This is a genomic window from Chryseobacterium sp. Mn2064, from assembly GCF_049319685.1.
GTDB lineage: Bacteria > Bacteroidota > Bacteroidia > Flavobacteriales > Weeksellaceae > Chryseobacterium.
The window spans coordinates 1,182,642-1,197,396 of sequence record NZ_JBMOUE010000002.1; the positions used below are offsets into that span (position 1 = coordinate 1,182,642).

Sequence of the window (14,755 nt, forward strand, 5' to 3'; positions counted from 1 at the left end):
CTAATTTCTAATTTAATTTACACTCTCAATTTCTCAATATCTGTACCATTCGAAGAATTGTGACAAAATGACACAATAAAAATAAAACCCCGATAAATTCGGGGTTTTGATTGGTATAATATGGAAATTTTAGACATATATGGTCTACCAATCTGCCTTATAGTGTTTCCAGTTTTCGGGAATTTTCTCTGATTTTTGATACACAAAACAGATATATTCTGATCGCGGAACTAAAAAATGATTATCTAAAAGGTATAATTTATTGCCTTCTACTTTCACACTATAAGTTCCTTTTGAAATATGACCAGCCTGATTCGCAAATTGAGTATCTATTTTCAAAGCATTATTCCTCCTGTAGATCACACCCCTCATTCCTCCTTTTTCGGGATCCGGTTGCTTCATATCAGTACTTAAAAATCTCACCCTTCCATTTTTATAAAACTGAATTTTCCGGTCTATATCTTTTCCGATATCCCTTATTTTATTGTAATCTTTATCGGCCATATAAAAATCAATCTTTTCATAAAAATAATCTGCTTCAATATCTTTGAAGATAGATTCATTAAACTGATCAATGTTCTTAAATTTTTTAACCAAAACCTTTCTGCCATTTTCAAGTTTTCTGGATTGCGCACAGGAATGTATAAAAACAGTACAAAATGCAAGTACAATGATTTTTTTGATCATAATATGAACCTATTTATGAGTGATTTTACTCTTAACATATATGATACGATATCCCTTTGTCTGAGGAGAAGGAAGAACATCGCTAATTATGGTATCGTTTCTTATTTCTAATCTTGCTGTAGATAAGAATTTTCCAGACTGTACATGTTTCATCTTAAACTGTATTTCCTGTTTTTCATTATTGATACAATACACTCCTGATAAGTTGTTTTTGGGCGATTGACGATCAAATGCCGTTACCCTTCCGTCTTTATAGAATTGAAGTCCTTTATTAGCTGTATTCAACATAACTGTATCGGATTTAGACTTAACAAAATAAGGTTTTCCCATCATTTCTGATATGATATAAACAGCAGAAGTATCAATCAACTTATAGGTTGAAGCATCATAACATGAGGAGAGCTGTTTCTGACCTGCTACCATACATCCATTACCAACAGTGAGTATTAATACTATATATTGAAATATTTTCTTCATAAAACAAAGGTTTTCTCAACACTAAATTTACAAAAACAAACTGACTACCAGTATAATTACCACCAACAAAGCAAATTAATTCACCAATCTTTAAAAATTAATCAAAGTTTAACCTAAGAAATAGGGACAGAAACTACACGAATGATTATTTTTGATAAAATATACACATTTATAATGTCATTACACTTTAATCCACGAGATATTACATGGCTTGCCTTTAATGAAAGGGTTTTACAGGAAGCTATGGACGAAAAAGTTCCTTTGCATTTAAGAATACGTTTCCTCGGAATTTTCTCCAACAATCTGGATGAATTTTTCAGAGTGCGTGTTGCCGGATTAAAGCGTGCCATGGATTTTAAGGAAAAGGTGATTGCAGAATCTTTCTACCAGCCCCCTTCCAAAATTCTTCAGAGAATTAATGAAGTCGTGATGCGACACCAGCTCAATTTCGATAAAACCTGGAAGAAAATCCAGACTGAAATGGCTGATCATAAAGTTTTTATTAAAAATTCAAAAAACCTTACGATTCAGCAGAAAGAGTTTGTAAGACAATATTTTGATGAAGTGGTAGAATCTAACGTGATTCCTATTCTACTCCACGAGAACACTCCAATGCCTTATCTGAGAGACAAAAGTCTTTATCTGGGAGTAGCCATGAGAAAAAAAGACTGGCAGTATTCCAGCAACTATGCCATCATTGAAATTCCTTCAAGATTTGTGGGAAGATTTGTCCTGTTGCCTACAGAAGATCCTGAGGAAAAAAATGTAATGCTTCTGGAAGATGTGATCACATTTAACCTTCCCCACATTTTCTCTTATTTCGGCTATGATGAATTTGCCGCCAATGCCTTTAAAGTAACAAAAGATGCGGAATTGGACTTGGATAATGACATCCGCACCAACTTTGCAGAAAAAATAGAAAAAGGGCTTAAAAACAGAAGAAAAGGAAAGCCTACCCGTTTTGTTTTTGACAAAGATATGGACAAAGCTTTGCTTGAACTCCTTATCAGAAAACTGAGCTTAACCAAAAAAGACAGCATCATCCCTGGAGGAAAAATACATAACTTTAAACATTTCATGGATTTCCCGGATGTTTTTGAAACATATGAAAGACCGGTAGAAAGAACGTCTTTTACCCACCAGGCTTTTGAACACGGTGAAAGAGTTACAGATGTTATTCTAAAAGAAGATGTACTCCTCACTTTCCCCTATCATAAATACAATCCCGTTATTGATCTTCTTCGTGAAGCAGCAATGGATCCGGATGTAAAATCTATACAAATTACGGCCTACCGACTTGCAAGCAGCTCAAAAATAATTAACGCCCTTATCTACGCTGCAAGAAATGGCAAAGAAGTAACCGTTATGCTGGAACTTCAGGCAAGGTTTGATGAAGAATCAAATCTGGAATGGAAAGATATGCTGGAACCAGAAGGAATTACAGTTCTTGTAGGTCTTCCCAACAAAAAAGTGCATGCAAAGCTTTGTGTGATCAAAAAAAGAGCGCACAACAAAACCATTCAGTATGGGTTTGTAAGCACCGGAAACTTTAATGAAAAAACAGCCAGAATATATGGTGATCATCTTCTGTTAACAGCAGATCGTGGCATTATGGCAGATATCAATAAAGTATTCAATGTCCTGAAAAAGCCAAAAGATGATTATCTTCCGGTTTTGAAAACTTGCAAAAATTTATTAGTTTGCCCCCAGTTTATGCGTGAAAAGATCGTGCATCATATTGATAAGGAAATTGAAGAAGCCAAAGCAGGAAGAAAAGCCGAAATCATTGTGAAAGCAAACTCACTGAGCGACAGATTATTGATTGAAAAACTATATGATGCCGCCACTGTAGGCGTTATTATAAAGCTTATCGTAAGAGGAATTTACTGCGCTGTAAACCAAAAAGAATTTAAAGAAAAAATAAAAGCTATCAGTATTGTAGACGAGTATCTGGAACATGCCCGAGTGATGTATTTTTACAACAAAGGAGCAGAAGATATGTACATTTCTTCCGCAGACTGGATGACCAGAAACCTTGATTACAGAATTGAAGCTGCTGCCAAAATCACAGATAAAAGCCTTAAGAAAGAATTGAAAGATATTCTTGATATTCAACTCAGAGATAATGTAAAAGCAAGAATCTTAGACAAAAGACTGAGCAATGAATATGTAAGAAACGACAAAAAAGAATGCCGATCACAAATAGAAACCTATAAATATTTAAAAGCTAAAACAAGCAAAAAATGAAGATAGCAGCGATAGACATAGGGAGTAATGCCGCCCGCCTTCTTATCAATGAAGTTAAAATTAATAATAAAAAGCCAGAATTCATCAAGCTCAATCTTCTGAGGATTCCTTTGAGATTGGGTATGGATGTATTCACCATCGGAAAAATAGGTCCCGAAAGAGAAAAAATGGTCATCGATTCCATGAAAATCTTCAGTGATCTGATGAAAATCTATAAAGTAGATCATTATAGAGCCTGTGCAACAAGTGCAATGCGCGATGCTGCCAATGGAAATGAAATTATCAGTCAGGTTCTGGAGGCGTCCGGCATCAATATTGAGATTATTTCCGGTGATGAAGAAGCTACTTTAATTTACGAAAACCATGTAGCAGAAGGGCTCGACAAAGAATTCGCCTACCTCTATATTGACGTAGGAGGAGGTTCTACAGAGCTTACTTTCTACGAAAACGGAAAAATGGTCTACGAAAGATCGTTCAATATCGGAACCATTCGTCTTCTCAACAATCTTGTCACAGTAGATAACTGGAAGGAAATGAAAGACGAAATCAAGAAAAATATTGTCAGCAAAAAACCAATTCTAGCGATCGGTTCGGGAGGGAACATCAATAAGGTATTTTCTATGAGTAAAACCAAAGACGGAAAGCCGATGTCTCTGGCTCATCTTAAAAAAGTGTATAAAGAGTTCAATGAACTTTCTGTGGAGCAAAGAATGACCAATTATAGCCTTAGAGAAGACCGAGCAGATGTTTTGGTTCATGCTTTGAATATTTTCAACAACGTCATGTCATGGTCGGATATCAATAAGATATTTGTTCCCAAAATTTCAGTAGCAGATGGATTGATTCAAAATATCTATAGCAAACTGCAGCATAAAAAATAATTTTTACATCATAATGATTTAAAACCGGACTAATATTCTGTCCGGTTTTTTTATTTTCAATTTTCTTTCTTACATTTAAAGTAAAACCTCTGTTTTATTCGTCATATAAATATCAATAGCAAAAAAATGAACCCAATCAAAATAATTATCACAGGAGTAACAGGAATGGTAGGAGAAGGTGTTTTAATGGAATGTCTGGAAAACCCCAATGTATCTGAAATCCTGAGTATCAGCAGAAAACCTTCCGGAAAAACCCATCCCAAACTGAAAGAATACCTCGTTTCCGACTTTTTGTCCATAGATATAAATGATGAAAAGCTGAAAGGCTACGACGCTTGTTTTTTCTGTGCAGGAATCAGCAGCGTGGGAATAAACGAACAGGATTATACCCAAATTACTTATGATACAACCATTCATTTTGCGAAAGCTGTATTGAATCAAAACCCGGAAATGGTATTCAACTATGTTTCCGGAGCACATACTGACAGTACAGAAAGTGGAAAGATAATGTGGGCAAGAGTAAAAGGCAGAACAGAAAACACTTTGAAAAAGATGGGCTTCAGAGGAGCTTACAATTTCAGACCCGGATTTATGAAACCTGTTGACGGACAAGCAAATGTAAAATGGTTTTTCAAACCTCTTATTTGGATTTTCCCTGTTTTTTTACCAACAAAATCACTAACTTTACACGAAGTGGGGAGAGCAATGATCAATGTTACCCAAAAAGGATACCCTACAGCAACTTTAGAAATCAGAGATATTAAAAATTTAGCGATATGAGAGATATGTTAAAAAGGATCGTTCTGGTTATTTTTGTACTCTTGCTTCTTACAGCCGTTTCAGGATATTTTTATATGCAGAAACATCCACTGGAAGGAAGCAAGACTGGAAAGATGTTGAATTTTTCCGGAAAGCCTTCAAAATAATCCAATTTCCTGAAAACACATTCGTAGAACAATTATTATTTTATCTTTTATAAGAAACAAACCTATTTTTTAAACATTTCTTAAAACTCCATTAAAGTAGTTGCTAAACAGAAAGCTCATTTTTGCATTTATCTAATAAAAGTTAAAAATGATCAACAACTACCTATTAAAAGGGTCTGTGATTGCCGCATTCTTTTTCCAAAGCGGTCTTTTCGGGCAGACACTTATTCATTACTGGAATTTTAATGACAATTCTTCCTCAGCAACGATTACAACACCTTCCTCTACAATGGTGAATGGTTCACTTTTGCCTATTGCCGGAGGAACGAGTGTTATTGATTTTGCCAACGGTACCGGGCAGAACTTTAATGTTGATAATTTAAATGCCAGAAATGGAGATCCTTCAGGGAGCCATCTGAGATTTAATAACCCTATTGGAGGTGCATTACAGTTTAATCTTCCTACAACGGGATACAATAATGTGATTGCCAAATTTACCACCAGAAGATCTGCGCAGGGAGCAGGAACCCAAACATGGTCTTATTCTATCGATGGAACCAATTTCACTCCATATCAGGTGGTAAGTCCTCAGGATGCTAATCCGCAGCTTATTACATTTGATTTTTCGACCGTTTCTGGGGTATCCAATAACCCAAATTTTAAATTAAAAGCAGAATTTTCGGCTACGGGAGGAGGAACTGGAGGTAATAACCGTTTTGACAACTTCACCGTGGATGCCACACCGGCAGGAACAGTGGACACAACGCCACCAACCGTTGCTTATCTGCCTTTAAACAATACCAATAACGCTTCCATTACAGTAAACCCTACTCTATCTTTTAATGAAAATATAAGATTGATAGATAATTCTGCCATCAATAGCTCCAATGCACAGAATTTTGTAGAGTTCAGACTTGGAAATTCTACAGGTGCACAGGTTCCTTTCACCATCACTTTCAGTAATAATGTCATTACTGTAATCCCAACCTCAACTTTGATTGCCGGACAATCATATTATCTGGCTTTGAAACCTAATACTGTTGAGGACTTTAGTGATAATGCATTAACTGCAGCCACATCTACAACATTTACAACAGCAGGAACTTCTCTTTCGTTGGAAAAGAATTTCATTAAAGTGAATGAAAATGTGGGAACTCTGGCCTTCAAAATCAATGTTGCCAATCCTTCCAATGCTACGGTTAACCTAGTGGTAAAACCGGCTCCTTACAGTACGGCAGACAGCAGCGATTTCACTTTAGCCAATCAGACAATTAATATCACCCCTTCTACAACAAGCTATACGGTTAATATTCCTATCATTGATGATACTCTGGCAGAACAGCAGGCAGAATATTTTGTGGTAAGTCTGGAAAATCCAGTGGGCGCCACTATTTCGGGAGACAATGCTGCCACCATTTATATTGTGGATAATGATAAACCTGCTCCGGCACCTTCCAACCAGATTCAGCTGAATTATATAGGAAGTTTTGATCCTTCAGGAAACAACAACAGCTCTACAGAAATTGTAGTACACGATGCTTCCACTCAAAGATTATTTACGATAAGTTCTCTTACAGATGTTTTTGATATTATTGATTTCAGCAATCCAACGACTCCTTCTGTAATAAAAACTGTAAATATGTCAGCGTATGGAGGAATCACAAGTATTGCCGTGAAAAATGGAATTATTGCCGCTGCTTCACCTAATACCAATCCTCAACAAAATGGATCAGTTGTATTTTTCGACATTAATGGAAACTTCCTTAAACAGGTTACAGTTGGAGCTTTACCGGATATGGTTACTTTTACTCCAGACGGAACGAAAGTGGTTACAGCTAATGAAGGGGAACCCAATGATGCATATACCATAGATCCTGAAGGAACCATCAGTATTATTGATATTTCAGGCGGTATTGGAAGTCTTTCACAAAGTAATGTGACAACCCTTAATTTCAATGCTTTTGATTCTCAGTTGGCTTCTTTAACGGCTACAGGTTTAAGAAAAGTAAGAACCAACAATACCCTTTCTCAGGATCTTGAGCCTGAGTATGTCACCATCAGTGCAGACAGTCAGAAAGCCTGGGTAACGCTTCAGGAAAACAATGCCATTGCAGAAGTCAATCTTGCTACCAAAACCATTACAGGAATCTGGGGACTGGGTAAAAAAGATATGAGCCTTCCAGGTAATGGGTTTGATGCTTCGGATAATAATGGAGAAGTTTTGATTGCCAACTGGCCGGTAAAAGCTTATTATATTCCTGACGCTGTACAGAATTATAAGGTAGGAAACACTCATTATATCGTAACCGCCAATGAAGGGGACGAAAAAGATCTTCCTGGATTCAGTGAAAGAACAACTGTAGGGGCCAATACTTATATTTTGGATCCTGCTATTTTCCCACAATCTGCTATTTTAAAGGCATCTTATAATCTGGGACGATTCAGAGTTTCCACAGCAACCGGGAATACAGACGGAGATTCAGATTTTGAAGAAATGGCTGCTTTGGGAGCCCGCTCATTCTCTATCTTCAACACAGATACGAAGCAAGTTGTTTATGATAGTGGTGATCAGTTTGAAAGATATATTGCCGCTAACCATCCATTAATTTTCAACGCAGATAATGAGTCTAATACAGTGAAAAGCAGAAGCCGTGCCAAGGGACCTGAGCCGGAAGGAATTGCTTTAGGAACAATTAGCGGCCAAACCTACGCTTTCATCACTTTGGAAAGAACAGGAGGTGTAATGGTGTACAACATCACAGATCCTAACAACCCTACTTTCACCGATTATAAACATTCCCGATCAACTTCTGCCTATGGTGGAGACAATGGTCCTGAAGGAATTATTTATATCGCTCCGGAAAATACGACAACCAATAAGGGCTACGTGATTATCGCCAATGAAATCAGCGGAACTTTATCGATGTATGAAGTAGCATTACCTCCTACTTTAGGTACGGGTGAAGTACAATCTGAAACAGCAACCTTTAATGTATTTCCAAATCCTGTTAACAAAGGAAATGTATTGTATTTCAACAGAAAGCAGGATTATGAGCTGTATGATATGTCCGGAAAACTAATCGGAAAAGAAAAAAATGCTTTAACAATTAATACTTCTACCCTCTCTGCAGGAGTTTATCTTGTAAAAACTTCTGAGAGACAGGTAAAAAGAGTGATTGTAAAGTAGAATATATTATTTAGTTGATTGAGAAAGCTTCGGTAATTCCGGAGCTTTTTTATTATTGAAAAATTGAGTAGTTTTAGATTCTTATAAAACCCATGAAAGCACAATTAGAAAGTATCATTCACCAAGTCTGGCAAAAGGAAAAACGAAATCTTTTTACTTTTCTTACCGGAGCAGGAATTTCCTCCGACAGTGGTATTCCTACTTACCGAGGGATTGATGGGATTTGGGTAAAAGGAACTCAGTTTCATAAGCCGGAAGAGTTTGGAACTTTACGGTATTTTAAGCAACATCCGGAGGAAGTCCTTCAATATTCTCTTTTCAGAAAAAAAATGTTTGAGGAAGCTTCTCCTAATGAAAGCCACGCTGAGCTGGCTGCTATTGAGCATCAATTACAGGACAGATTTCATTTGATCACCCAAAATATCGACAATCTTCACCGTCGTTCCGGCAACCAGAGAATGTATGAAATACACGGAAATAACCGGGAAATAAAATGTTCAAACGGATGTAAAGAAATTCTTCTTCTTCCCCAGGAAATAAAAGGAAAAGATCTGAGAGAAGATCTTACAGACCGCGATAAAGAATTATTAACCTGCACCCAGTGCGGCCATTGGATGCGTCCCAATATTCTTTGGTTTGATGAATATTATAATGAGAAAACCCATAAAAGGTTCAGCGCATTGAAAATTGCAAAAAACAGCGGAGTTCTCTTTATTGTTGGTACTTCAGGAGCTACAAATCTTCCCATTGCTATTACAGAAACAGCATTAAAATACGGTGCACTTGTAGTAGATATTAATATTGAAGACAATAATTTCACAAACTTAATCAGGAATAAAAAAAATACCTTAATCATTAGGGAAAAATCTACCGATGTGCTCACAATGATTCACGAGATTATTGATGAATTGATCCTGTAAAAGTGGAGAACAATTTTAACGATTAAAAATTGAAAATATTTTTTTATATATTTACCCCGATAGAAAAACCAAATTCACAATGAAAAATATTAGAACAATTGCCGTTCTGGCTATCTTACTGTTCACAACAGGTACAGCATTTTCTCAATCCAGAAAAACAGAGTCTGCAAAGGGAGTAGAACAAACGGATAACTCTAAAATGATAAAAGTAGAAGGAGTTGGCCATAAACTGAACTACAACCTTAAAGGGGGAAATGTAGAAGTGGAAGGGGGTGATAATACAGTAACCATCAAAGGAAGCGCCAAAAAAATTTCCGTTTCTGGGACTGGTAACAAAGTGTATATCGACAGTGTAGACAAAATTTCTATAGAAGGAGGTAACAACACCGTGTATTACCGAACTTCCGGAACAAAATCAGGAAAACCGGACGCTGCTCTTACAGGAGTGGGAAATAAGGTGGTGAAACAATAAGAATCTAAATCATTACAGTATTCTGATCATCAATAAAACCTCACAGGTTTTCATAACCTGTGAGGTTTAGTTTATATTTTCTTATTTAATTTAAACAAAAAAAGACAGCCCCTAAAACAGGCTGTCTTTAAAAAATATCTTCTATGTAGTTTTTACTCTACATTTACTACTTTTTCAATCTCCGGAGCATGTTGCTTGATCGTATTTTCAACGCCCAATTTCAGGGTTGAAAAATTCAATGAACATCCGGAACAGTTTCCCAAAAGCTTTACAAAAACCTGATTATCTTTCACATCAATAAGCTCGATGTCACCTCCGTCTTTATTCAAAAACGGTCTGATGCTTTCCAGAGCTTCCATTACTCTTGTTACTGTATCTTCGTGCGTTATGTTTGTTTCCATATTTTTTTCAGTTCAATTCGGTTTTTTCCAATGTTAATTGAAAGTTGTTATTATTTCGCTTTTGGAGAGCAACCTGCCATTGTAGAAATCTTCACAGCTTCAGTTGGAGGAAGGTTTTTGTTTCTTTCCACTAAACTTTCTACCATTTTTCTTGCCGTTTCTGTGTAGATATCTGCAATTTTAGATCCTTCCTGCAATGCAGCCGGTCTTCCTACGTCTCCTGCTTCTCTGATACTTTGGATCAAAGGAATCTCTCCCAATACAGGAATATTCAGATCTTCAGCTAAATATTGTGCTCCTTGGTTTCCAAAGATATAATATTTATTTTCAGGAAGTTCTTCCGGTGTAAAATACGCCATATTTTCGATTAATCCAAGAACCGGGATATTAATACTTTCCATTTGGAACATGGCAATCCCTTTTCTTACGTCTGCCAACGCTACGTGCTGAGGTGTACTTACAATCACAGCCCCTGTTACAGGTACTTCCTGAATGATTGATAAGTGAATATCACCTGTTCCTGGAGGAAGGTCGATCAATAAGAAATCTAATTCTCCCCATGCCGCATCTCTGATCATCTGATTCAAAGCTTTAGACGCCATCGGTCCTCTCCAAACCACAGCCTGATTAGCCCCTGAGAAATATCCTATAGAAAGCATTTTCACGCCATAGTTCTCCACAGGTTTCATTAAGCTTTTCCCGTTTACTTCTACAGAAATAGGTTTTTCACCTTCTGTATCAAACATGGTAGGAACAGACGGCCCATAAATATCGGCATCTAATAAACCTACTTTGAAACCCATTTTAGCTAATGTTACTGCCATATTTGCAGAAACTGTAGATTTTCCTACTCCTCCTTTTCCGGAAGCGATCGCAATAATATTTTGAATTCCAGGAATTTGTTTTCCTTTGATCTGACTTTGCTGAATTTCACTAGGCTCCGGTGAAGCGATTTTAAGTTTTAGATTAATATTTTCTCCAAACTCACTGGCAAAAGCCTGCTTCATAGCAGCCTCCAGTTTTTTCTTTTCGTGCATCGCTGGTGAATGAGCTGTCATGTCGATATAAACATCATCACCCATAATCTGAAGATTATTCACCAAATCGTCTACTTCTATTTCTTTAAGGAAATCCTGAACCTTTTCTTTCGTCAACATATAAATATAAATTGTTTACAAATTTACGGATTTTTTGCCTATTTAGAATAAGTAAACACAATCATAGATAAATTCTTTTGTAAACACAGATTTGCAGTATTTTATCCTTCAGAAAACAATCATCAGAAACTATCTATTTATGCCAAATTATATTGCGAAGTTTAATGAATAGAAAATAGGGTAAAATACTTTACTCATCATTAGTTCGCTCTGTTTTTTTCTTCAAATTTTATAGTACGGTCTGCTCCTTTTACTTTTTTATTTCCGAAAGTATACGTGGCTGATACATTCAATCTTCTTGCATCGTAATAATTGTTGAAAAAATGGGTTCCGGTCGTATAAAAAATACTTCCTTTACTTTTAGATTGCTTAAAAATATCTGAAACGAAGACATTAATCTGCAAATCTTTTTCCATAAAATTCATTTTCAGACCCGTTGTAAAATTCCCCAGATAATCCCAACGTACATTTCCTGAATTGGAAGGCAGTCGCATCCAGTAGTTCAGAATCAGTTGAACCGTTTTATTTTTGTTCAAAGACAGATTGTTCTGAAAATTAAACTCATAACCACTTCCCTTTCTGGATGCAGCATCGGTAGCAAAAACACTCGTCGACATATACGATAAATCTGCCGCATAATTGGCTTCCCACATTTTGAAAAAAGTGTCAGAATAATTCAGCGAAAGTCCTATACTGTTCACATTATAGAAATTGGCAAAAGTACTGGTCCTGTTCTCACCTTCAAGGCTGACAATTTGACTAAAACCGTCCAATTTTCTTTGGTAGTAAGCTGATGCCGATAACTTTCCTCTGTACACATAGGAAAATTCAATATTATGATTGAAAGACGGCTTCAAGAAAGGATTTCCGGTAGAATAAGAGTTGATATTAATATACCATCGGTAGGGATTGATTGCTCTGAAATCCGGTCTGTTGATCCTTTTGGAATAATTGAGACTGAAGGTATGATTCTGATTGCTTTTATAAGAAATATAAGCCGTTGGGAAAAACTTTCCGTAAGTGTTTTCTGTCTGCTGTCCTGAAGTTAAAGAATTTCCGTTCACCGTAGAATACTCATAGCGAAGCCCTGCTTTGGCAGACCATTTTTCATTAAAAGATTTTTCAAAGCTGATGTATGCTGCGTAATTTTTTTCATTGTATTGAAATTCGTTGCTCTTTATTGGGTCTGTAACATAATTCCCGTTCTCCAGATTCTGATAGAAAATATTTGAATTGTTATCAAAATTGGTAAACTTCACCCCGGTTTCCATTTTGGCAAACTGATATGGTAAAGTAAGATCTGCCTGCCCGGAATAAATTTTATAATCTACTTTAGATGGAGACTTAACGATAAACTGGTCTCCAGAATTTTCTTTGGTTGTAAAATCTATGACTGTTTCTGGAATATTGGAAAAATAATTACCGGTAATACTCAGTTTATTATCCTGTTTTCCAAATTTTACGTCATAATAGGAACTTATTGTATTTTGTTTTCCCGTTGCTCTGTGCTCCGAATTGGTAAGCAGCGTATTGGTATACTGATTGTTCTGAAAATAATCTGAAGTATTCACAATATCCATATTGGTATGTCCAAACCCATAATCGTAGATGAATCCAATATTCGATTTTTTACCGAGCTGATAATCAATACTTAAATTAGCTCCCAGTCCGTCCCCGAAATCCTGTCTGTTATCATTACTTTTAAGCCCGTCAAAACCTTCTATCCTATAATTTTCATAAGAATGCTTTTTATACTGAGACTGTCTGAGCTTCAATGAAGAGCGTAATCTTTCATTCTGATAATTGATTCCCGCACTGTTGGAAAACCCCGTATACGTCTGTTGTTGAAGAGTGGTTGTAAAGCTCCCACTCCATCCAAGGTTTTGATTTTTTTTCAGAACAATATTGATAATTCCACTATTTCCCTGTGCTTCGTATTTTGCGGGAGGTGTTGTAATCACTTCAATTTTCTCAATATTTTCAGATCGCAGGCTTTTAAGATAATTTACCAATTCACTTCCTGAAAGATTGAGTATTCTTTCATTAATCATGATGGCCACACCACTTTTACCGGCAATTGAAATCCCGGTATTTTCATCTACCTTTACCAACGGCGTTGTGCCCAGCGCATCGGCGCCATCCATTCCCTGCGAGGCAACAGAATTGGCAACGTTAAAAACCAACCTGTCTGCTTTTCTTTCTATTAGCTTTTTTCTGGCGGTAAGCGTAACTCCTTCAATCTGTTTTTCATTCTTTCCTTCAATAAAAAAATCTTTTTTTACTTCCCCGTTTACAGTAAATTCAGTACTGGATATTTCTGTTCCATCCTGAATCAGCTTTATATGGTAGTTTCCGTTCTCCAAAAGCTTCAGTGAGTAATTTCCTTTTTCGTCCGAAATGGCGGTCTGCCTTTGCTGATCTTTAATGGCCACTATCTCAACATAAGAAACTCCATTTCCGGTTTGAGTAATTTTTCCTGTTATACTTTGGGAAAATGCTATTACCGGCAGCAGCATGATCACAGAAAGAAATACTTTTTTCATAGTTTATTATCGTTTTTAATAAGACAATGCGTATTCTGTTTTTATTACATCCGTATGCCCCTTTTTCGATATATTCGCTGTTATAAAATTAGAATATGAAAAAAAGGCTTATTGCATTTTCTTTATTTATCACTCAGATTATTTCCGCACAAAATTATTCTCAATATGTAAATTCATTCATTGGAACCGGAGGCCACGGGCATACTTTTCCAGGTGCTATCGTTCCTTTTGGGATGGTTCAGCTTTCTCCCGACACAAGAATTGACGGAAGCTGGGATGGCTGTAGCGGATATCATTATTCAGATTCGGTGATCTATGGTTTTTCTCATACTCACCTCAACGGAACAGGAGTTTCAGATTATGGAGATATTATGCTGATGCCTACGATGGGAAATCCAAGTCTGAACAGTAAAGATTATTCTTCCCAATTTTCGCATAAAAATGAAAAAGCAACAGCCGGATTTTATTCGGTCAAATTAGATAAAAACAATATCAATGTCCGTCTTACCGCTACGCAGAGAGTAGGTTATCACGAATATATGTTCAACAATGCGGGAAAGGCCAATATCATTTTAGATCTGAACCACAGAGATCAGCTTCTGGAAGGTGAAGTAAAGATCATTGATGATAAAACGATTGAAGTATTCAGAAGAAGTGAGGCCTGGGCTAAGAATCAATACGTTTATGCCAGAATTGAGTTTTCAAAACCTATGAAAATTTCAAAAAAAGAAGTCAATGGAAAACAGGAAAGTCAACATTTTACCGGAACAAAACTGGCTTTGGCCTTTTCTGCTGAGGTTAAAAAAGGAGAAACCATCCATGTAAAAGTGTCTCTTTCTCCCACCGGATATGAAGGA

General features: G+C 36.5%; 12 protein-coding genes and 1 pseudogene. 8 read left to right on the plus strand and 5 right to left on the minus strand.

Going from position 1 to position 14,755, the window contains the following annotated elements; all coding sequences use genetic code 11:
- Positions 1-144: 144 nt before the first annotated feature.
- Positions 145-687 carry a hypothetical protein gene (locus tag ACL9RH_RS12425; protein ID WP_422693678.1) on the minus strand — a complete coding sequence of 181 codons (543 nt, stop codon included), beginning with the start codon at positions 685-687 and terminating at the stop codon, positions 145-147.
- Between the two features lie 9 nt (positions 688-696).
- Entirely contained in the window at positions 697-1,164 is a 468-nt protein-coding gene (locus ACL9RH_RS12430) for a hypothetical protein (RefSeq protein WP_422693679.1), read from the minus strand.
- A 174-nt stretch (positions 1,165-1,338) separates the two neighbouring features.
- On the opposite strand from ACL9RH_RS12430, the gene ppk1 reads away from it, so the two are divergent.
- The 7 genes from ppk1 (at position 1,339) to ACL9RH_RS12465 (ending at position 9,797) form a co-directional block, all read left to right on the plus strand.
- Positions 1,339-3,411 (plus strand): polyphosphate kinase 1, encoded by a 2,073-nt coding sequence (ppk1, locus tag ACL9RH_RS12435; protein WP_422693680.1) that lies wholly within the window; start codon positions 1,339-1,341, stop codon positions 3,409-3,411.
- Positions 3,408-4,292 carry an exopolyphosphatase gene (locus tag ACL9RH_RS12440; RefSeq protein WP_422693681.1) on the plus strand — a complete coding sequence of 295 codons (885 nt, stop codon included), beginning with the start codon at positions 3,408-3,410 and terminating at the stop codon, positions 4,290-4,292. The genes ppk1 and ACL9RH_RS12440 overlap by 4 nt, the downstream gene beginning before the upstream one ends.
- A gap of 126 nt (positions 4,293-4,418) precedes the next feature.
- Complete coding sequence (locus ACL9RH_RS12445) at positions 4,419-5,072, plus strand: NAD-dependent epimerase/dehydratase family protein (protein WP_422693682.1); 654 nt, start codon at positions 4,419-4,421, stop codon at positions 5,070-5,072.
- Positions 5,069-5,218, plus strand: coding sequence for a hypothetical protein (locus ACL9RH_RS12450; RefSeq protein ID WP_422693683.1), 150 nt, complete (start codon positions 5,069-5,071; stop codon positions 5,216-5,218). Before ACL9RH_RS12445 ends, ACL9RH_RS12450 begins: the two co-directional genes overlap by 4 nt.
- Before the next feature lie 148 nt (positions 5,219-5,366).
- Positions 5,367-8,405: a choice-of-anchor I family protein gene (locus tag ACL9RH_RS12455; RefSeq protein WP_422693684.1), complete on the plus strand. Its 3,039-nt coding sequence runs from the start codon at positions 5,367-5,369 to the stop codon at positions 8,403-8,405.
- 92 nt (positions 8,406-8,497) lie between these two features.
- Positions 8,498-9,325 carry an SIR2 family NAD-dependent protein deacylase gene (locus ACL9RH_RS12460; RefSeq protein ID WP_422693685.1) on the plus strand — a complete coding sequence of 276 codons (828 nt, stop codon included), beginning with the start codon at positions 8,498-8,500 and terminating at the stop codon, positions 9,323-9,325.
- Positions 9,326-9,404: 79 nt separating this feature from the next.
- Positions 9,405-9,797 (plus strand): DUF3060 domain-containing protein, encoded by a 393-nt coding sequence (locus ACL9RH_RS12465; RefSeq protein WP_422693686.1) that lies wholly within the window; start codon positions 9,405-9,407, stop codon positions 9,795-9,797.
- Between the two features lie 152 nt (positions 9,798-9,949).
- Here the strand turns inward: ACL9RH_RS12465 and ACL9RH_RS12470 are convergent, their stop codons facing one another.
- The 3 genes from ACL9RH_RS12470 to ACL9RH_RS12480 all read right to left on the minus strand — a co-directional run bounded on the left by ACL9RH_RS12470 (position 9,950) and on the right by ACL9RH_RS12480 (position 13,898).
- Complete coding sequence (locus tag ACL9RH_RS12470; protein ID WP_045500144.1) at positions 9,950-10,198, minus strand: NifU family protein; 249 nt, start codon at positions 10,196-10,198, stop codon at positions 9,950-9,952.
- A gap of 50 nt (positions 10,199-10,248) precedes the next feature.
- Entirely contained in the window at positions 10,249-11,355 is a 1,107-nt protein-coding gene (locus ACL9RH_RS12475; protein WP_422693687.1) for an Mrp/NBP35 family ATP-binding protein, read from the minus strand.
- A 200-nt stretch (positions 11,356-11,555) separates the two neighbouring features.
- Complete coding sequence (locus ACL9RH_RS12480; protein WP_422693688.1) at positions 11,556-13,898, minus strand: TonB-dependent receptor domain-containing protein; 2,343 nt, start codon at positions 13,896-13,898, stop codon at positions 11,556-11,558.
- A gap of 95 nt (positions 13,899-13,993) precedes the next feature.
- Between ACL9RH_RS12480 and ACL9RH_RS12485 the strand changes: the two are divergent.
- Positions 13,994-14,755, plus strand: a pseudogene (locus tag ACL9RH_RS12485) (alpha-mannosidase); the annotation flags it as partial.

What these genes read in the sequence shown, in the direction of transcription:
- ACL9RH_RS12425 (WP_422693678.1), bottom strand. Translation starts at nt 687, where the DNA reads ATGATCAAAAAAATCATTGTACTTGCATTTTGTACTGTTTTTATACAT.
- ACL9RH_RS12430 (WP_422693679.1), bottom strand. Translation starts at nt 1,164, where the DNA reads ATGAAGAAAATATTTCAATATATAGTATTAATACTCACTGTTGGTAAT.
- ppk1 (WP_422693680.1), top strand. Translation starts at nt 1,339, where the DNA reads ATGTCATTACACTTTAATCCACGAGATATTACATGGCTTGCCTTTAAT.
- ACL9RH_RS12440 (WP_422693681.1), top strand. Translation starts at nt 3,408, where the DNA reads ATGAAGATAGCAGCGATAGACATAGGGAGTAATGCCGCCCGCCTTCTT.
- ACL9RH_RS12445 (WP_422693682.1), top strand. Translation starts at nt 4,419, where the DNA reads ATGAACCCAATCAAAATAATTATCACAGGAGTAACAGGAATGGTAGGA.
- ACL9RH_RS12450 (WP_422693683.1), top strand. Translation starts at nt 5,069, where the DNA reads ATGAGAGATATGTTAAAAAGGATCGTTCTGGTTATTTTTGTACTCTTG.
- ACL9RH_RS12455 (WP_422693684.1), top strand. Translation starts at nt 5,367, where the DNA reads ATGATCAACAACTACCTATTAAAAGGGTCTGTGATTGCCGCATTCTTT.
- ACL9RH_RS12460 (WP_422693685.1), top strand. Translation starts at nt 8,498, where the DNA reads ATGAAAGCACAATTAGAAAGTATCATTCACCAAGTCTGGCAAAAGGAA.
- ACL9RH_RS12465 (WP_422693686.1), top strand. Translation starts at nt 9,405, where the DNA reads ATGAAAAATATTAGAACAATTGCCGTTCTGGCTATCTTACTGTTCACA.
- ACL9RH_RS12470 (WP_045500144.1), bottom strand. Translation starts at nt 10,198, where the DNA reads ATGGAAACAAACATAACGCACGAAGATACAGTAACAAGAGTAATGGAA.
- ACL9RH_RS12475 (WP_422693687.1), bottom strand. Translation starts at nt 11,355, where the DNA reads ATGTTGACGAAAGAAAAGGTTCAGGATTTCCTTAAAGAAATAGAAGTA.
- ACL9RH_RS12480 (WP_422693688.1), bottom strand. Translation starts at nt 13,898, where the DNA reads ATGAAAAAAGTATTTCTTTCTGTGATCATGCTGCTGCCGGTAATAGCA.